Annotated in this window: 17 protein-coding genes and 1 pseudogene; 8 read left to right on the top strand and 10 right to left on the bottom strand. The window is 44.6% G+C overall.

Annotated elements, in window-relative coordinates; translation table 11 throughout:
- Nucleotides 1–97: 97 nt before the first annotated feature.
- Complete coding sequence (locus JC606_RS17340) at nt 98–1282, bottom strand: cystathionine beta-lyase (RefSeq protein ID WP_137407787.1); 1185 nt, start codon at nt 1280–1282, stop codon at nt 98–100.
- A 180-nt stretch (nt 1283–1462) separates the two neighbouring features.
- A complete protein-coding gene (gene cls, locus JC606_RS17335; protein ID WP_137407786.1) occupies nt 1463–2917 on the bottom strand; it encodes a cardiolipin synthase in 1455 nt (484 codons plus the stop codon).
- A gap of 366 nt (nt 2918–3283) precedes the next feature.
- Between cls and JC606_RS17330 the strand changes: the two genes are divergently transcribed.
- The 4 genes from JC606_RS17330 to JC606_RS17315 all read left to right on the top strand — a co-directional run bounded on the left by JC606_RS17330 (nt 3284) and on the right by JC606_RS17315 (nt 8325).
- Nucleotides 3284–4717 carry a sodium-dependent transporter gene (locus JC606_RS17330; RefSeq protein WP_105059285.1) on the top strand — a complete coding sequence of 478 codons (1434 nt, stop codon included), beginning with the start codon at nt 3284–3286 and terminating at the stop codon, nt 4715–4717.
- A 174-nt stretch (nt 4718–4891) separates the two neighbouring features.
- A complete protein-coding gene (locus JC606_RS17325; RefSeq protein WP_198779052.1) occupies nt 4892–6508 on the top strand; it encodes a methyl-accepting chemotaxis protein in 1617 nt (538 codons plus the stop codon).
- A gap of 156 nt (nt 6509–6664) precedes the next feature.
- Nucleotides 6665–7363, top strand: coding sequence for a TIGR01621 family pseudouridine synthase (locus JC606_RS17320; protein ID WP_137407784.1), 699 nt, complete (start codon nt 6665–6667; stop codon nt 7361–7363).
- An 8-nt stretch (nt 7364–7371) separates the two neighbouring features.
- Complete coding sequence (locus tag JC606_RS17315; RefSeq protein ID WP_102425365.1) at nt 7372–8325, top strand: class I SAM-dependent methyltransferase; 954 nt, start codon at nt 7372–7374, stop codon at nt 8323–8325.
- Between the two features lie 77 nt (nt 8326–8402).
- Here JC606_RS17315 and JC606_RS17310 read toward each other — a convergent pair whose 3' ends face one another.
- The 5 genes from JC606_RS17310 to JC606_RS17290 all read right to left on the bottom strand — a co-directional run bounded on the left by JC606_RS17310 (nt 8403) and on the right by JC606_RS17290 (nt 13329).
- Nucleotides 8403–9023: a CDP-alcohol phosphatidyltransferase family protein gene (locus tag JC606_RS17310; RefSeq protein WP_198779051.1), complete on the bottom strand. Its 621-nt coding sequence runs from the start codon at nt 9021–9023 to the stop codon at nt 8403–8405.
- On the bottom strand, nt 9013–9663 hold the full coding sequence (locus JC606_RS17305) for an ATP-binding cassette domain-containing protein (RefSeq protein WP_198779050.1): 651 nt from the start codon (nt 9661–9663) through the stop codon (nt 9013–9015). Before JC606_RS17305 ends, JC606_RS17310 begins: the two co-directional genes overlap by 11 nt.
- Nucleotides 9629–11329: an ABC transporter permease gene (locus JC606_RS17300; RefSeq protein WP_198779049.1), complete on the bottom strand. Its 1701-nt coding sequence runs from the start codon at nt 11327–11329 to the stop codon at nt 9629–9631. Before JC606_RS17300 ends, JC606_RS17305 begins: the two co-directional genes overlap by 35 nt.
- Nucleotides 11330–11334: 5 nt before the next feature.
- A complete protein-coding gene (locus JC606_RS17295) occupies nt 11335–12501 on the bottom strand; it encodes an ABC transporter substrate-binding protein (protein WP_137407779.1) in 1167 nt (388 codons plus the stop codon).
- A gap of 381 nt (nt 12502–12882) precedes the next feature.
- Nucleotides 12883–13329, bottom strand: coding sequence for an META domain-containing protein (locus JC606_RS17290; protein ID WP_061031726.1), 447 nt, complete (start codon nt 13327–13329; stop codon nt 12883–12885).
- Nucleotides 13330–13517: 188 nt separating this feature from the next.
- On the opposite strand from JC606_RS17290, the gene JC606_RS17285 reads away from it, so the two are divergent.
- Nucleotides 13518–13781 carry a DUF1289 domain-containing protein gene (locus JC606_RS17285; RefSeq protein WP_198779048.1) on the top strand — a complete coding sequence of 88 codons (264 nt, stop codon included), beginning with the start codon at nt 13518–13520 and terminating at the stop codon, nt 13779–13781.
- Between the two features lie 108 nt (nt 13782–13889).
- Complete coding sequence (locus tag JC606_RS17280) at nt 13890–14057, top strand: hypothetical protein (protein WP_170222451.1); 168 nt, start codon at nt 13890–13892, stop codon at nt 14055–14057.
- Between the two features lie 13 nt (nt 14058–14070).
- Here the strand turns inward: JC606_RS17280 and JC606_RS17275 are convergent.
- The 3 genes and pseudogenes from JC606_RS17275 to JC606_RS17265 all read right to left on the bottom strand — a co-directional run bounded on the left by JC606_RS17275 (nt 14071) and on the right by JC606_RS17265 (nt 16296).
- Nucleotides 14071–14401: pseudogene (locus tag JC606_RS17275) on the bottom strand (thiamine-binding protein).
- Between the two features lie 112 nt (nt 14402–14513).
- The gene (locus JC606_RS17270; protein ID WP_102422914.1) at nt 14514–14735 is read right to left on the bottom strand and encodes a hypothetical protein; all 222 of its coding nucleotides are present in this window, start codon (nt 14733–14735) and stop codon (nt 14514–14516) included.
- 277 nt (nt 14736–15012) lie between these two features.
- Nucleotides 15013–16296: a DEAD/DEAH box helicase gene (locus JC606_RS17265; RefSeq protein ID WP_198779047.1), complete on the bottom strand. Its 1284-nt coding sequence runs from the start codon at nt 16294–16296 to the stop codon at nt 15013–15015.
- 209 nt (nt 16297–16505) lie between these two features.
- On the opposite strand from JC606_RS17265, the gene JC606_RS17260 reads away from it, so the two are divergent.
- Both JC606_RS17260 and JC606_RS17255 read left to right on the top strand, forming a co-directional pair.
- Complete coding sequence (locus JC606_RS17260; RefSeq protein WP_198779046.1) at nt 16506–17132, top strand: LysE family translocator; 627 nt, start codon at nt 16506–16508, stop codon at nt 17130–17132.
- Between the two features lie 270 nt (nt 17133–17402).
- Complete coding sequence (locus JC606_RS17255; protein ID WP_102425573.1) at nt 17403–17759, top strand: PilZ domain-containing protein; 357 nt, start codon at nt 17403–17405, stop codon at nt 17757–17759.
- Nucleotides 17760–17815 lie beyond the last annotated feature (56 nt).

Raw genomic sequence — 17815 nt, 5'->3', positions numbered from 1 at the left:
ATAGTTCAAAAAAAATCCCCAAGCGTGGCTTAGGGATTTGTGTATAAGAGACAGGGAATATCCTGCCTTTTTTGTATGTTGAATATACCGTTTCTAGCTAAACTAGAGCGCTGTAGCGATCCAACCCTGCCTCTAGATCTGCAATCAAATCATCAACATCTTCTAAGCCGATATGTACGCGAATTAAAGTACCGTCGAAGCTTGGATTCGCTACTGTTCTTAGGCTGTTAAAGCTGCTCGGCTCGTTCGCTAGAATTAAGCTCTCAAATCCACCCCATGAGTAACCCATGCTGAAGTGTTTCATACCATCAAGCAGCGCTGTGGTTGCTTGTGTATTCGTATTCTTTAGCACAAACGAGAACAGGCCATTACCACCGGTGAAGTCTCGTTTAAAGAATTCATGACCTGGGCATGATTCAAGAGCTGGGTGACGAACGTGGTCTACTTCAGGTCGAGTTTCTAACCACTTCGCGACTTTTAAACTGCTTTCCGCATGTTGGCGTAGTCGCACATCTAAGGTACGAATGCCGCGCAGGCCAAGGTAAGCGTCATCTGGTGAAACACATTGGCCCATTAAGTAGCTTTGTTCTCTTAATTGATCCCAGCACTTCTCGTTGGCAACGGCAGTACCTAACATCACATCAGAGTGACCGACGATGTATTTAGTCGCCGCTTGAATTGAGATATCAACACCAAAATCAAATGGAGAGAAATTAACACCAGCAGCCCACGTGTTGTCTAACATCACGATGATGTCATGCTCGTGAGCAATACGCGCGAGTGTAGGGACATCCTGAACTTCCATGGTGATTGAACCCGGAGACTCGGTAAATAACACCTTGGTATTTGGCTTGATAAGCTCTTTGATGCCTTCGCCAATTGTTGGTTCGTAGTAGGTGGTTTCTACGCCCATCTTTTTCATGATGGTGTCACAGAAATCGCGAGTTGGCTCGTAGCAAGTGTCAACCATCAGAATATGGTCGCCTGTTTCTACAAAAGAAAGGATCGCATTAGAGATAGCTGCCGTTCCACAAGGGTAGAGTGCACAGCCTGCGCCGCCTTCCACTTCAACCATCGCATCTTGGAAGGCAAAATGAGTGTTAGTTCCACGACGTCCGTAAAAAAGGGTCTTGTTAGCGCGGTTAATCGTAGCTTTACGCTTCTCTTCTACTGAGTTAAATACGACAGTTGAAGCGCGTTGTACTGGTGGGTTAACAACACCATTGGTCCACTTCTTATCACGACCGGCTGTGATCAGTTTAGTGGTTTTGTTCTCGGACATGCTGTGAATTCCTTATCAATCGGTTATGTCCTATTTAAAACATGCCAAGAGTATTCAAAGCAAGAGCGGAGCGGGGTTTTTTACGCTTTTCTTACGATTTTTAATCTTTCACTCAGTAAAGAGCGAAAGATTAAAATGATCGATGGGGAAACGGCGAGCTATTACAGCTCACCGCTTAAATTACAGAAGAGGATTGAATAGATAGAACAGTCTTTCAAAGAAGCGGTTGCGTAAACTTCTTTGCTCCCATTGCTCTAACTCAACTGAGTGGGATGAATCGATGTAAGATTTCTGCAGTTCAGAGAGGTTCTGAGTGAAATGTACATCATCCACCGCGAGCGTCACTTCGAAGTTGAGCCATAAACTGCGCATGTCGATATTGACCGTTCCAATCAAGCAGAACTCTTCATCAATGACTACTGACTTGGTATGAAGAAGGCCACCATAGAATTCGTAGATTTTAACTCCGGCTTCGAGCAATTCGGTATAGAAAGCGCGAGAGGCCCATTTCACCATTAACGAATCATTGTTATGAGGAATGATGAGTTCGACTTTGACACCGCGTTGAGCCGTCATCTTAAGTGTTTCTAATAAGTCCGCACTCGGCACAAAATAAGGGGTCGTAATACGCACGGTATGGTTAGCCTGATTAATCGCAATAGTCAGAACCTGTAGGATCAAATATTCCGGCATACCTGGGCCCGACGGTACCACTTGTACGGGATGATGCGTCACCGCTTCTTCTACTGAACATTCAGGCAGTTCAGGTAGAATGCGGTCTCCGGTTTCTACTTCCCAGTCCCAACCATGGATTGCAGAGAGTACGTTAACGGTTGGGCCTGTCACACGGACCATGACATCGATCCACTGACCCACTCCTGAGCTTTGTTTGAAATGAGCAGGGTCGACCATGTTCATCGAGCCTGTGTAGGCAATAGTCTCATCTATCACGATGATCTTACGGTGTTGCCTTAGATCAAGGCGTCGCAAGAAAATACGCCAAGGGCTTACTTCCAGCGCTTGTACAACCTGCACACCGGCATCTTCCATCATTGGTAGCCAATGGCTTTTGAAAAAGCGTGGACTACCCGCTGAATCGAGCAAAACTTTAACATCTACGCCGCGTTTTGCTGCGCCAATCAGAGCAGAGGCAACCGAGTCTGTTAGGCCACCTGGGTGCCAAATATAGAAAACCATCTTAATACTGGTTTGGGCATTTTCTATATCTTCAATAATTGCGTGTAGGATCTCGTTTGTTGAAGATTGTAGAGATAGAGTGTTTCCACTGAGCGCAGGAATGCCCATTCGATTGTTACAAAGCTCGTCAATCTTATGGATAGGTGAGCCGACTTTCCCTGGTTGGTGAAGTTGGCAATCGTTCAATTGACGGAACCAATCACCAAAGGGAGTAAACATGCGATGTGCACGTTCAGCCCTTTTTCTACCGAGGTTCAGCTCGCCAAAAAGGAAGTAACAAGCCACACCTACAATTGGAATAATGTAGATAACCATTAGCCAAGCGAGAGAAACGCTGACAGAGCGTCGTTTTAGTACAACACGCAGTGTTACACCGGCTACAAGGACCCAGTACAAAGCGACAGAGGCTAAAGTTAAAAAATGGTAGAGCTTTTCCACATTGAATACTCGAAAAAAGAGACACTTAGATAGTAATGCTATTTTGTGGATATGGGAATTTAAGGAATCAACTATTTACAAATTAGAGCAAAAGCTGTAGACAGGTTATAGTTGTTAAGTTTTGGTTAACTTAAGACGAAAACGATTGTTTTGTATGAAAAGGCGGCATTTAACCATAAAAATTTACATTGGTAACGAAATATGTACGGTTCGGACTTCCAATTTTATTCTTAAACTGGTTTACTTGCTATACAAAGAGCGTCAATCAAATCTTCTAAGTGTGTAAAGTCGTTTTTACACCTTATCTTTTAAAGACGCCACCCAAAGCAAAACACAACATCACACAACACAAATTTTGGAGTAAACGTGGCTACTAGTAATACAACCACAACACCCCGTGATACCTGGGGTTCGAAGTTAGGATTCGTAATGGCTGCAGCAGGTTCTGCTGTTGGCTTAGGTAACATTTGGAAATTCCCATACACAGCAGGCGAGAGTGGCGGTGGTGCATTCGTTGCAATTTACCTGTTTTTCGTAATTTTCATCGGTTTCAGTGTAATGCTGACTGAATTTGCTATTGGCCGTCATACGCAAAAATCAGCAGTAGGTGCATTTAAATCAACTGACCGTCGTTGGACGTTCGCTGGTGTTATTGGCGTAGTAAGTGGTCTACTTATCATGGGTTTCTACCCTGTAGTAGGCGGCTGGTCTATCGCATACATCGGTAAGATTGCTGGTGGTCTTCTAGACGCACCTGAAGCAATCGGTGACAGCTTCGGTGGTTTCATCTCTAACCCAGTTCAACCACTAATGTGGATGGGTCTATACCTACTTCTTAACGTTGTTATCGTTATGAAAGGTATCTCGGGCGGTATCGAGAAAGCGGGTAAGGTTTTAATGCCACTGCTATTCCTGATCCTTATCGTGGTATCGATCAAAGGTCTGACTCTTCCAGGTTCTATGGCAGGTCTTGAGTTCCTATTCAGCCCTGACTTCTCTAAGGTAGACAGCAACGTAATTCTAGCTGCACTTGGCCAAGCATTCTTCTCACTATCTTTAGGTATGGGTTGTATGTTGACTTACGGTTCTTACCTTAAGAAGAAAGAAAACCTAGTTCAAACTACCGCTATGGTTACAGCAATGGATACAGGTGTTGCTATCCTAGCTGGTGTTGCAATGTTCCCAGCGATGTTCGCATTCGGTATGGAACCAGCAGCAGGTCCAGGTCTAGTATTCGTTGTTGTTCCTCAGCTATTTGCTGAAATGGGCGGCGTAATTGGTCTTCTATTCGCACTTATGTTCTTCATCGGTCTAAGTGTTGCAGCTCTAACATCTTCTGTTTCTCTACTAGAGGTTGTGGTTTCTTACCTAATCGACGAGAAAGGCATGAAGCGTGTAACAGCAGTACTGTCTGCAAGTGTGGTAATGGCTGCGCTATGTATCTTCGCTTCTCTATCTCTAGGTGGCGTTGGTCCAACACTATTCGACACGGGCGCATTTGATATCTTCGACCTACTGACAGATAAGATCTTCCTAGCTGTTGGCGGTATGTTGGTATGTATCTTCGCTGGTTGGAGACTAAACCGAGCAGACCTAGAGAAAGAAATCACTAACGACGGTGAAGTATCTTTCCCACTATTCGGTCTATGGTACACACTAGTTAAGTACATCATCCCAGTAGCTATCGCAATCGTTGCATTCATGGGTATCTCTTCTGGCTTCGACAGCGGTAAAGGTGCAATCATGCTACTAGGTATTGGTATTATTGCTGGCTCTGCGCTTATCTCTAAGAAGCTATAATCGCAAGCTAAGTAAATAACGAAAAAACGGGAGCAATGGCTCCCGTTTTTTTGTACCTGTAACTTAATAATCGATAAAAAATAATCGTTGGTATTCACTAAAGTTATCCGTCTGGTAGACGATATATTAAATGTTAAGGCTGTATAAGCTGTCGTTTATTTAGGTAGGTGTTGTGTGAAATTGTCAGTGAGAAAGAAACTGTATGCCGGTTTTGGTTCAATTTTGGCGGTGCTTGTTACCTTAGTTACCATCGTCTGGTTTGAAGTCATTGATGCCCATAAAAGCGCAGATGAAATTAGAATGGACGATGTTCCGGGGACTGTTACCTATCTTGTACTGATTGATGAAGCGGGTGATGTATACCGAGATGCGCTGGGTGCAATTACTCAGGTTGATAACGCTTTGAATGACTACCGCACTAATAAGAGCGAGCTCGCTCAGGCTATTGAACAGGCAAAACGTTTGGAAAGCAGAGGCTCTGAAGATCATCGCCGTATTCTGCGTATTGAAGAGTTAATGGGACGCTTCACCCAAGAGTTTGAATCTAAGCTTGTGCCTAAGATCAATGATCAGTCTGAGCTATTAGCCAACATTCAACAGCTGCGTTCTCTATACGAGACCAACTTGATACCCATTGAAAACTTACTGGATCAAGCATCTGCAAGTGAGCGAGCGGATACCGAGCAGTCGTTACTGATACTCACCGATACATTTACTACTATTGAACGCACTATTATGGTGTTGTCTGCGATTGCTATCGTCTTCGGTTGTGTGATCGCGTATATGTTGTCGAGTTCTATCACTAACCGTCTGACTCGTGTTGAACAAGTGGCACGCCGCGTGGCAAATGGTGATTTAACGGCAGGTGACATTACCGATGAATCTGGTGATGAACTTGCTGATCTTGCTGGCTCGATTAACCAGATGCAGAAGTCGTTAGTGGACTTACTCGGCTCTATTTCTTCTGTGACACACGAAGTTCAATCTGTTACGGGCGAACTATCTTCTATTAGCCAAGACATCGTCACGGGAGCTTCCGCTCAAGCTGACAAAGCGAACTTGATTGCAACGGCTGCTGAAGAGTTAAGCTTGACCATTTCAGAAGTGGCACAGCAGGGTACGTCTACTTATGAAGAAGCCCGCCGCTCTGAAACGTCTGCAGAAGATGGGCGTAATGTGATTGTCGAAATGGTGGCGAGTATTCAACAGGTGTCGACTCAAATGAGTGATATGTCACTGCAAATGAATACTTTGGGCTCTCATGGTGAGCAGATTGGTAGCGTTATCAAAGTTATCGAAGACATTGCTGAGCAAACGAACCTATTGGCTCTGAATGCGGCGATTGAGGCGGCACGTGCGGGTGAGTTTGGTCGTGGTTTTGCTGTGGTTGCCGATGAAGTGCGGGCGCTAGCTGAGAGAACAACCAAAGCGACACAAGAAGTGTCTGGCATTATCCAATCGATTCAGTCTGGTACTCAAGAAGCGGTGACTTATACCCAAGATAACTGCCGTTTGGTCGAGATTGGTGTTGAGCAAAGCTCTGGTGCGGTTTCTGCTTTAGAAGCGATTGTAAGCGGTGCGGGCAACGTGCAAAGTATGGTTAACTCAATTGCGACCGCAGCAGAAGAGCAGACCGCTGTGACCAAAGAAATTGCTGCAGACATTACGGCGATCAGCGATATCTCTGAGCAATCCTTGCAACTAGCAACACGCAGCTCAGAAAACACTTCAGGTTTGAACGGTAAGGTTGCGGAGCTAGAAGCTTTGGTTGGTAAGTTCAAGCTCGCTTAGTTTCTATTGATAGGGGTTAAAACCTACCCTTAAATGCAGACAGCGAGAAACAAGCCCAACGATTCAATGTTTATTGAGTGAGTTGAGCTTTTTCGTGGCTGGCATCTGGTTTCAGACAGGGTATACTCCACCTTCTATAACGGAGCTAGCCTTTACATGTTCGATATTCTTCTCAATCACTCTGATTTTTTACTCATCAATAAGCACCCTGGAGTCAGCGTCCACAAAGACGACGGCGATACCATGCTGCTTCAAGAAGTCGCTAAGGCAATCAATGAGCCTAAGCTGTATCTCGTTCATCGTCTCGATAAAATGACTTCAGGTATTCTGTTATTAGCCAAGAGTGCATCAGCAGCGAGTGAGCTTTCACAGCTATTTGCTGAGCGCGAAGTGGAGAAGTACTACTTGGCGATTGGTTCTAAGAAGCCGAAGAAAAAGCAGGGTTTGATTTCTGGGGATATGGAGCGTTCACGACGCTCTAGCTGGAAACTCTTAACAACCAAAGAAAACCCAGCGATAACTCAATTTCTATCAGCAGCGGCTGAACCTGGTGAGCGACTTCTTTTATGTAAACCCTTTACAGGGCGCACGCACCAGATCCGCGTGGCGATGAAGTCGATAGGCTCAGCCATCGTTGGTGACCCAATTTATAATCCATCGAGTGAGGCTGACAGAGGTTATCTGCACGCCTTCGCGATTCGATTTACCTATCAATCACAAGCCTACCAATTTGTCTGTGACCCAAGGAGCCTAGACTCTTTAGGCGAGAAGTGGCACCAAGAAACCGTATCTAACGGTTTGGACGGTTGGCTTGAACCTTGGTCATTAAGTTGGCCAAAGCTAAATACTAAGTGAGTGAAATAATGGAAGCATCTGCTTTACCGGTATTTTTTGAACATATCGAACAACAGCTAAACGAAGTACCTAACGAGCTACGTCGTATTTTTCATGGTCGTGGTAAGTTTTGGCCAGGCCTAGAACAGATCACATGTGATTGGGTCGATGGCCAATTATTGGTGAATGTGTTTAAAGAGGTTGATGACGCGTTTTTGTCATCGCTTAAAGATGGCTTGTTAGCGTTGACCAGCAAAGATATCTGGCAAACCAAGCAAGGCACAAGCATCGTGCTTCAACACCGTTATGCTGACGGCGCACCTTCGGAAGTATTATGGGGTGAGCTCAACGACTCCCCAGTAGTTGTTGAGCATGGTCTTAAGTATCAGTTAGACATTGGTCGCAACCAGAACTTTGGTCTGTTCCTAGACATGCGTAATGGCCGTCAATGGGTGCAAGACAATGCCAAGGGCAAGAACGTACTTAACTTGTTCGCATACACTTGTGGCTTCTCTGTGGCAGCTATTGCGGGTGGCGCTCGTCAATGCTTGAACGTTGATATGTCACGAGGCTCACTAAACAAAGGTCGTGATAACCACCGTTTGAATGAGCATGACATGCGTTCGGTGAATTTCCTTGGTTACGACATCTTTAAGTCGTGGGGAAAAATCAAGAAGGGTGGTCCTTATGAGTTGGTGATTATCGACCCACCTTCGTTCCAAAAAGGCAGCTTCGCCCTAACTAAAGACTACAAAAAGATCTTACGTCGTTTGCCGGAGCTTCTAACGGAAGGCGGTGAAGTGATCGCATGTGTTAACTCACCGGCAGTGTCACCTAACTTCCTTATCGAGACGATGGCAGAAGAAGCGCCAAACGTTGAGTTTATTGAACGCCTAGACAACCCACCTGAGTTTGTGGATGTTGACCTTGATTCAAGTCTGAAGGTACTGAGATTTAAGATTAGCGCTTCTACTGACGCTTAATTGATTCTAAACATCAGTTAGAAAAACGCCGCTCATATTGAGCGGCGTTTTTGCATCTTGTTTTTGTCGTTAGATTGCTAACTCTCTTGCTGAGTCTTAAGAGTTTGGAACCCAAAATAGATACGCATGAACGTAGTCAGCCAACACGCCGCCCCAAAGGCATAGGCAATAACCGCAAAGTGTTGTGGCCAAATACAAAAGGCAATGAAACAGGCGATAGTTTCTGTCCCTTCGGTTAGGCCAGACATGTAGTAGAGCGACTTGTGCTTATAAACGGGGTTTTCGATTCCTCGTTTGCCTGCCATGACTGCAAACGCCAGAAAGCTACTGCCTGTACCGATAAAAGAGAAGATTAAAAATGCACCAGCAATGGCGTTATGCTCAGGGTTCGCAATCACGAAGCCAAAAGGAATCAACGAATAGAAAAGGAAGTCTAGGCTGATATCTAGGAAGCCACCCGCATCACTGATACCTTGGATTCGGGCCAAGGCGCCATCAAGCCCATCACAAACTCTGTTGAAAATGATGAAACCTAACGCCCACTCATATTGCTCAAACGCCAACGCCGGAAACGCTAAACAGCCGACTAAAAAACCGAATAGGGTGGTTTGATTAGCGGTAATACCGGCTCGATTCAGTACTTTTGCAGACTGGTTGAATGGCCACTTGATGATCTTTATAGAGTACTTATCCAGCATGGTTGCTTCTCCATGGCCAAGAGAGTACCTGAGCCCCTTGAGGCACATCCGCTTCGTCGTGTGTCACCATCAGGGTTGGGATATTGGCTTTGGTTAATTGCTCAAACACCCAGTCTCGAAATTGTGCTCTGAGCTCTTGGTCTAACTTACTGAACGGTTCATCAAGTAGAGCCAATTTAGGCTTAGCCAACAACATACGAGTTAAACTGATTCTCGCTCGTTGACCACCAGAAATCTGATCAGGAAAAGACTCTGCTAAGTGGGTCAATTCAATGTCTTTTAACGCTGCCATGGCTTGCTGTTGGCGAGCAGAGCCTTTAACCGAATTAGGTAGTGAGAATGCCAAGTTTTCCCATACTTTTAAGTGAGGGAACAATAGATCATCTTGAAAAAGAATACCGACCTCACGTTGATGTGATGGGAGCTCATCCAGATGAATGTTATTCAAAACAACACTTCCAGAGTAGGAAAACTCTTCATTCAAGTGGCCTGCGATGGCGTCCAATAAGGTCGACTTTCCGCAGCCACTCGGGCCCATCAACGCCAGTATTTGGCCCGATTCTAATGTTACGTTTAGCGCTGAGAACAGCGAAGCCCCATCGGTTTTACTGATGGCGAGGTCGTTGAGGTACAGACTCATTACTTAAGAAACCTTTGAAAGTAAGACGGCGATATCTGAGTTGAAGTCGGCTGACTAATATCGCTAAAGAGAAAAAGAACAGAGGCAATAAGGCCTGCCAAATGGCATAAATTGCGGTCACTCTGCGGTCGAAGCCGCTCGTTAGGGCGACAGCTTCTGTAGTGATGGTGCTAATACGCCCTGCGCCTAACATCAATGTTGGTAAGTATTGAGCCAAACTCACGCTGATACCAACGGCCCACGCAAAGGCAATGGCAGGTAATAAAATAGGCAGTTTGATGGAGTACCAACTTTGAAATGGTGATTTACCCAAGCTGAGTGATGCTTTAATGAGTCCATCGTTGAAGCTTTTCCATGGTCCATCTAAAGATAAATAGACAAATGGAAAGGCGAAAAATACGTGTGCCCAAATCACCCAGAATTCATAGGCATTGCTTCCTACATAGAGCGTGGTGACTTGCATACCAAATAATACCGATAGTTGTGGTATCAACATTGGAATAGCGATGACGAAACCAGGCACTTGCCACTTGTATTTGACTCGGTATTCATGAGCAATCAGTGCAAGGACCAGCGCAACTGAAGCTGCGATCAGACCAATCCATAAGCTTTGAGCAACGGTACTCATGATGCCATCCCATTCAAATTCCCAAAAGCGCATGCTGTAGCGACTCGGAAGTAAGTCAGGGAAGCGCCAACGTTGAGCCACGCTCCAAATCATCATCAAAGGAATGATTGCGAGTGATAGTGTTGCCAAAGCTGTGAATACGGTTTTTCCTGGTAGTTTAATGCCTGTTCGCCCCGAATATTGCCAAGCTCTAAAGAACTTCAATACAGCCCATTCAATGAAGCGGGCTAAGGCGATGATCAAGGACGCTAAGCCAAACAGAACAATAGCGCCAGCCGCTGCTCTCGGCAGTAGGTTAAGATCGGGATCGTTAAACCATTGCCATACTAAAACGGCAAAAGTAGGCGGGTTAGTTGGGCCAATGATTAGCGCAATATCGACAACCGATACACTGTAAGCGAGCACCGCCAACATTGGGAAGCGAAGCTTGGTGAACCATTGTGGGAAAATGCACTTCCACCATATCTGTGAGCGACTATAACCCAATGAAGCACTCACCTTAGTAATACGCTCAACGTCAATTTGTTGAAGTATCGATATACTCATGAGCAATAAGAAAGGCACTTCTTTAAGTGCCATCATAATGATCAAGCCAAATGCATACGGATCTTTTACGAGTAACGCTAACTCGGAACTGGTCGCGGATTCACCAAGCAAATGATGCACAGCTCTCGCTCCGAGACCTGTCGGGCTAAATAGAAAAGCAAAGCCAATGGCGAAAGCCACATGGGGAATAGCCAGCATAGGTGAAAGGGTCAGTTCGATCTTTCTCCAAAATCGGTTTCCCCACGAAGCTTGGAGAATACAAAAGGTAAGAAAGCAGGCGATATAGCTGCTAACAATCGCAGAACCAAGACTCAAACCAATAGAGTGCCAAGCGCCTTCCCATTGGAATACTTGACTAAAACCGTTGAGAGAGGGCTCCATCAACCCTAGGGGCGGAATATAACTGAGTGACGAAGCCACTACTCCCGCTACCCCAGGAATTGTTGGGATAATGCATACCACTATAACGACAAAATATAGAGCACGTAGCATCGAGCTTAGTTACCGTATCGCTTTAGCCACTCTTTCTCGAGTGCGTTTTGCCAGCTTGGGTGTGGTTCATCAATCGATTTAAATTGCTGAGTATTCTTAGCGCTACCTGTTAGGTACTTGCTGCTCAATACTGAAGGGTCACCCCAAACATTGAGGTCACCTTTGCGCGATTGTGCTCCTGGGCTTAACAAGAAGTTGATGGTCACTTGTGCGCCTGCGGTAGCATTGGCATTCCAAGGGATCGCAAGGAAGTGAATATTAGATAGGGCACCGCTTTCTAATGCATAAGCTTTGGTTGTTTCTGTTAAACGACCACTTGATTGCGCTGAATACACAGAGTTTGGATTGAATGTAATCGCGAGGTCGAGTTGTCCGTCATCCAAAAGCTGAATACTTTCTGATGTGCCTGCCGGGAATTGTTTGCCACCACGCCATGCAACTTTGTGGAATTTATCTAAGTAAGCCCATAGTGGTGCAGTGATCGCTTGGAAGTTCTCTTCTGAAACAGGCTTAGCGAGTTCTGGGCTATTGTTGGTTAGCTCAATCAGTAAAGACTTAATAAAGCTAGTGCCATGAAATTCTGGTGGGCGAGGGTAGCTTAAACGGTTAGGGAATGCCTGAGCGTAGCTCAACATCTCTGAAAACGATTGTGGTGGGTTGTGCAGTGTTTCTTGGTCGTGAATAAACACCAATTGCCCAACGCCCCAAGGTGCTTCTAAACCTTCCGTTGGTTCAGAAAAGTCGACATCAATCGGTAAAGACTTATCGACGTACTTCCAGTTAGGGAGGGATTCTGTGAATGGGCCAAATAACAGTTTGTTGTCTTTCATCGAACGAAAGTTCTCACCGTTGATCCAAACGATATCGACACTGCCTTCGCTATTCTTACCTGCGGCTTTCTCCGCAAGTAGGCGAGTTGCTGTTTCAGCGATATCTGTGACTTTTACATGTTTTAACGTTACGCCATAGTCACTTTGTAACTTCTTGCCTGCCCATTGTAGGTAACGGTTGATCTCTTGGCTTCCGCCCCAAGCGTGAAAGTAGACAGTTTGTCCTTCTGCCTGCTGTTCTATTTGATTCCAGCTATCGGTGGATGTTGCTTCATCAGCATAAATACTTGCGCTGTAGGCAACGGTTGCCATGATTCCTAACGTACTTACTATCTTGTTCATAAACTTTTCCATTTGGTAGTGAACGGGCAAGAGCATTGTGTTTTCGAACTCCCTAACAGTTATTCTATCTGTTTCTCAAATAAATTCTAATTCAACAGTAAATTCAATCAATTACTTGAGAAGACGCCGGAAGTTCTCGGTTGAGTTTTGTTCAATGTGTAGTTATCTATGCAACTCAACAGACTTTGGGCTTTTGCCATCCTAACAACAGACCGTTAAAGCTGTGAATTAATTGCATCTAAATGAGGTTTTTTTATGATTTATCGGAGCTTGGCACGAAAAGTTGGTGTGAAGAGTCGTTTTGGGTAGATTGAACTTTGAAGCAGACAATAAAAAAGGAGCCATGAAGGCTCCTTTTCGGTATTTGATGTCGATGACAGATTAGTTTACCCAGTCACGAATTGTGTACGTTAGCGTGTGTACGTCGTTTTTAAGTACTAGCGTATCTTTTGTTAGGGTTACGTCGCTCCACTCACTTAGAGTAGCAGAAACTGATTGCTCGATGTCCATCGCTGAACCGTGACACATTTTCATTGTCATGCCCATTTGCTTAATGCGGAATTGACCGTCTTTCAGCTCGCCTTGGCCAAAGAAGTTGTTACAACCAGCTACGCCGTTTGCAGTCATCTTTTCACCGATTTCTAGGCGAGGTGTCGCTTGGTGTTCGCTTTTCTCAATGTCCTTGCCATCAATTTGCGCAAGTTCCCAATTATGGTGCTGTAGATCGGTTGGTGTTACTTGCATCGCGTTATCACCTGTTGTTGTGCATGCTGCTAGCATCATAGGTAAAGCGGCTACTGCTAGTAATTTTTTTGAACTAAACTTCATATTATAAGGCTCCAAAGGAAAAAACGAAGTTACCGAAAATCTGTAACTTGATGGGTTAAAAGTATAGTTTACAAAACACTATATGTGTCAGTATAAGGTCATAGTTTAGTATGGATTTCGTAGGCGTGGCGACAACTTAATCGCTTATTTTTGAGATAGTAAGCGTAATTTTGAATGTGTAAGGAGGCATGGTGGAGCAGTTAGAGTTTTTCCAAGTTCTAAGTCCTTGCGTTGGGGTTTGCTCAAGTGATGACAAAGGCTATTGCAATGGTTGTATGCGCAAAAGAGAAGAGCGCTTTAATTGGATGTCGATGACTCCCGCAGAGCAATTGCACGTGATAAAGCTGTGTCGTCAGCGCTATAGACGAAAAATAATGAAGCAAAAAAACTTGGTTGGTAAACAGGTCGACGAAGAGGGAAATACAAGTCCCCAAAGAGATCTTTTTGGCTAAAGAGGATGTATTAAGATTTTATTTAACTCCGAAGTAACTATTACTTTACATAATGGTTGGGGTGTAATATCAAGATAGGTACCTTTGTACCAGAGGAGTGGTGTCGGTATGAATAAAAAGAACGTAAAACTCAACAAGAAACCAGTTAAAGCTTTGGATAGAAAGCGATTAGGGGCTAAAGACGACCCCGAGGAAAGCGCGCGTGACTGGCATACCATGTCAGAAGAAGAGCGCATGGAGATATTGTCTCACCTTTCCGACATGCCTTTTCAATAACATCACTGATTAATTAGAGTCTTTCTTTAACAGAACTTTCTTGCACAAACATATGATTCGCTTTCGTCACACCACGATGATACGTGCAAAATGTATCATCGGCAGCGGTGGTCTTGCTGTGAATCTTGATGTTTGTGATGACCTAGACGGCCCCTGCATCGTAACAAGCCTGCTCAGCATTTTTGATGATATCAAGTAATTGATTGAGTTCGCCTTTCATGGTCGTTTCCATCGCACCGACTTGGAAGGGAACACCGGCTTCTTTTCACGACTTCAATTGCTTTATCGACCACTTCGAAGTTGTTGCCTTCTTTAACACGAGGGATCACTTGGAAGGCAACCATCACTTCTTTTTCTCTTTTTAACTCAGACACTTTCTGCTTACTCAATGATTGGAAGTTGTTGCAGATGATAGGTTAATGCGGAGATTAATTCTACAGCAGCAAAGCTGGTGGTTTATTTACTACCCCAATGATCGCTAATCCAGCCACCAATGTGCTCATCAAAATGGTTTCCACTGAATCTTTGGTTGCGTTCAACTGAAGTATCACAGTCATCTTTGTTGTCGATTAGAGTTTGAATGTAGTTGGCCATCGGGTCATTAGAACGTTGACGATCTCGGCGAGTTGCCACTTCCTTAATCAGTTGTAATCGATATGTAGAGCTAGCACGTTTCATTTCAATGACCTCCTGGTTTTAGACACTAATAGAAAAATCTAGTTGCCAGATATAGGGGCGTCAACGTGTTCAGAAAGTATTTTTTTTGAGCGACCAAGAATCAATATCTTGCCTTCGTAATTCATAAAAATGTCATCTAACGAGCAGCATTATTGTCATATTTAGGTCTAGGAAGCGGCTATCTGAAGCGCAAAAAAGCCCAGAAAATTCTGGGCTGAATTTAATTGAAATGACAGCCTCTAAGTTTGAGCACTGAGGTTGACTCGTTGCTATCGCTCTACTTTGATCTCGTTGGCTTGGTGCTGTTGGGTTTTGAGCTGTGGGATCTAGAGCTATTCGATTTGCTCTTAAACTGTTTTACGCTCTTCTTTTTCGCTGTTCTACGGTTTGCCATTTTGTCTTTTGGTGGGCGCTTACGAGTCGTTGTTTCTGATGCTGGTTTGTCGGTGACTGGGAAGCCTTCCAATGACTGCAGCGGCAGTGCTTTATTGGTTAAAGTGCGAATGGCAGTCAGGTAGTCAGTTTCACTGTGGCTAACCAACGAGATTGCACAACCAGTACTTCCTGCTCTCGCCGTTCTTCCAACGCGGTGTACATAAGTCGCTGCATGAGGCGGTAACTCAAAGTTAATGACAATAGGTAGCTGATTAATATGGATGCCACGAGCCATAACATCGGTCGCGATAAGCACACGGGTATCACTATTTTTGAAGCTGTCTAACGCCTGCGCGCGCTCTTCTTGGCTCTTGTTACCATGTAATGCACTCACGCTGATTTTGGCTTTGTTTAACCGTTTGGTTAATGCGTCTGCATTGTCTTTCGCGCCCATAAACACCAATACTTGTGGCCATGGGTTGTGATTGAGCAGGGCAATCAATGCTTGAGCTTTACTGCCTTTGTTTACCAGATACAGTGTCTCTTCAATGGTTTCTACAACGCTGTTTTCTTTATGAGTGGTGATTTTCTCTGGGTTTGATAAAAGCGTTTCAGCTTGGTTCACCAACGCAGGTGGAAGCGTTGCGGAGAATAACAGTGATTGGCGCTTAACTGGCAGAGCTGCGGTGATCGCTTGAATATCTGGCCAAAAGCCCATGTCGATCAATCGATCGGCTTCATCAAGAACTAATGATGTGCATTGAGCTACCTCTAATTCACCACTTTTGATGAGTGCAAGCAGGCGCCCTGGAGTAGCGATAGCGAGCTGAGGTGCGCTTGACAGTTGCTGCTGTTGCTCATCTGCATTGGCACCGCCCGTGAGCGTTACCGTTTTGATACGTAAGGCGCTTGCGATCGGTTGTAAAGACTCAGTCACTTGAGATGCTAGCTCGCGTGTTGGAACGATGACAAGCGCTTGCAGATTATTCGAATCTTGGTCGATGTTATTGAGCAAAGGTAACCCAAATGCCAATGTTTTCCCGCTACCTGTTTGAGCCAATGCAAGCACATCTCTCCCTGAAACAATCGTAGGAATGACCGCTTGTTGGATCTCAGTCGGCTTATTGAATTGAGACGGGAGAGCAGCAACGGTTTTTGTGTTGAGGGTTAGGTTAGCAAATGACATAAATGAACCAAGTATCAAAAGGGAGGTGGAGTCTAACAGGGCTAGAAATGTTAGAGAATCAGTTTTGTTTGCTTCACGATAAACGTAATTATTATATGCGCTAACTTAGCACGCTAGCCATACTAGTTAATTAAGCGTTAAGCATATTGTAATGGTATCAATTGGACGTACAATGTCTGCCCTAAAAACCTTCACTGTATGAGAACAAAATGAGTTGGGATAGTATCTGGCTGTTCATTGTTATTGTCTTTTTTATTGCCATTATTCCAGGACCGAATGCATTGCTTGTGTTAAGCACAGCGTTGACTCAAAGGAAGTTGTTCGCATTTGTGAATGTGTTGGGCGTGTCATGTGGTTTCTTTTTCCACGCTTTTATCTCTGCAAATGGTATCAGCCTGCTATTGTCGAAAACGCCAATGGCATTTGAGGGCCTGAAGTGGGCGGGTGTGTTGTATCTTCTCTGGTTAGGTTACAACCATTTTCGGGCGGCACTGCGTGCTCAAGAGGGAGTGCTTTCTGTCGTGAGTGCATCCGGGAGCAAACTCTATAGCCAGTTTTTTAAAGGGCTACTTACGAATCTGCTTAACCCGAAAATCGTCCTGTTTTATCTATCGATCTTCCCTCAATTTGTGACTACAGATGCAATTGTCTCCGACAGCCTGATTCTTGGCGGGATTCAGGCAATGGTCGTTTCAATGTGGTTCTTGGTTGTGATTTTAATGGCAGATACCTTCAAACGCTTGTTGGTTCAAAAGCGCACCTCGCAGACGATGAATATTGTATGTGGCGTGCTATTTGTTGGGTTCAGTATACAACTGGCTTTATTTCAGCTTTAGGTTTGATGAGCTCTTATGAGGTATTGAGGCTGAGATGATACGACTCATATCTCACTTTTTAGTGAATCATATGGAATCCTTGTCTCTCTATACAAATGCCTAAAGCAATAACACATAATGTCGATATAATAGTCAGTTATTAGTTTGGTGAATATCTAAGTTGAATTGCAAACTGTGGCGGAAGGCTGTTCGATAGTCACAAATAGTTACGAATCGTCAGAATGGACGGCCAGTTTACTACTGCCAATAAACAGAGACAGGGAGTCACAAATGAGTGAAAAGTCATTCATTCAGAAGCGCAAATATTACCGTTTGAAGTACCCACACAAGGCACGTCCGGTGATGCGAATTAAGGATGAGCTTTTTCACGTCAGTGAGGTTTCTGAAAAGGGTGTTCGCCTTATGATGCGTAATATCATCCCGGTATATCGTGGCTTCTCTATGGCAGGTACTTTGAGGCTGCACGGAAACAACAGTGTCGCTATTAGTGGTGCCGTGTTACGCCAAGAAGGCGATGAAGTGATTGTTCAGTTATCACAAGGCCCAAGTTTTAAGGATATGGTGTCTGAGCAAAGGCACATTCGAAAGAAGTACCCAGTCTTTTTTGCAAGCCTGAGAGTCGCATAACGGCGTCTAAAGCTAGGTGGTTCAATTAATCGTTAATCATAAGCAAACATTAAAAA

Origin of the sequence: Vibrio sp. IB15, assembly GCF_016406055.1 — a bacterium.
Taxonomy (GTDB): Bacteria; Pseudomonadota; Gammaproteobacteria; order Enterobacterales; family Vibrionaceae; genus Vibrio; species Vibrio chagasii.
This window is presented reverse-complemented; position numbering and strand designations above follow the sequence as displayed.

Bases quoted from the DNA above. Each gene is read 5' to 3' on its own strand.
- JC606_RS17290 (WP_061031726.1), bottom strand. From the start codon at position 13,329: ATGAAGTTTAGTTCAAAAAAATTACTAGCAGTAGCCGCTTTACCTATG.
- JC606_RS17300 (WP_198779049.1), bottom strand. From the start codon at position 11,329: ATGCTACGTGCTCTATATTTTGTCGTTATAGTGGTATGCATTATCCCA.
- JC606_RS17285 (WP_198779048.1), top strand. From the start codon at position 13,518: ATGGTGGAGCAGTTAGAGTTTTTCCAAGTTCTAAGTCCTTGCGTTGGG.
- JC606_RS17315 (WP_102425365.1), top strand. From the start codon at position 7,372: ATGGAAGCATCTGCTTTACCGGTATTTTTTGAACATATCGAACAACAG.
- JC606_RS17255 (WP_102425573.1), top strand. From the start codon at position 17,403: ATGAGTGAAAAGTCATTCATTCAGAAGCGCAAATATTACCGTTTGAAG.
- JC606_RS17265 (WP_198779047.1), bottom strand. From the start codon at position 16,296: ATGTCATTTGCTAACCTAACCCTCAACACAAAAACCGTTGCTGCTCTC.
- JC606_RS17305 (WP_198779050.1), bottom strand. From the start codon at position 9,663: ATGAGTCTGTACCTCAACGACCTCGCCATCAGTAAAACCGATGGGGCT.
- JC606_RS17270 (WP_102422914.1), bottom strand. From the start codon at position 14,735: ATGAAACGTGCTAGCTCTACATATCGATTACAACTGATTAAGGAAGTG.
- JC606_RS17260 (WP_198779046.1), top strand. From the start codon at position 16,506: ATGAGTTGGGATAGTATCTGGCTGTTCATTGTTATTGTCTTTTTTATT.
- JC606_RS17320 (WP_137407784.1), top strand. From the start codon at position 6,665: ATGTTCGATATTCTTCTCAATCACTCTGATTTTTTACTCATCAATAAG.
- JC606_RS17295 (WP_137407779.1), bottom strand. From the start codon at position 12,501: ATGAACAAGATAGTAAGTACGTTAGGAATCATGGCAACCGTTGCCTAC.
- JC606_RS17340 (WP_137407787.1), bottom strand. From the start codon at position 1,282: ATGTCCGAGAACAAAACCACTAAACTGATCACAGCCGGTCGTGATAAG.
- JC606_RS17280 (WP_170222451.1), top strand. From the start codon at position 13,890: ATGAATAAAAAGAACGTAAAACTCAACAAGAAACCAGTTAAAGCTTTG.
- JC606_RS17310 (WP_198779051.1), bottom strand. From the start codon at position 9,023: ATGCTGGATAAGTACTCTATAAAGATCATCAAGTGGCCATTCAACCAG.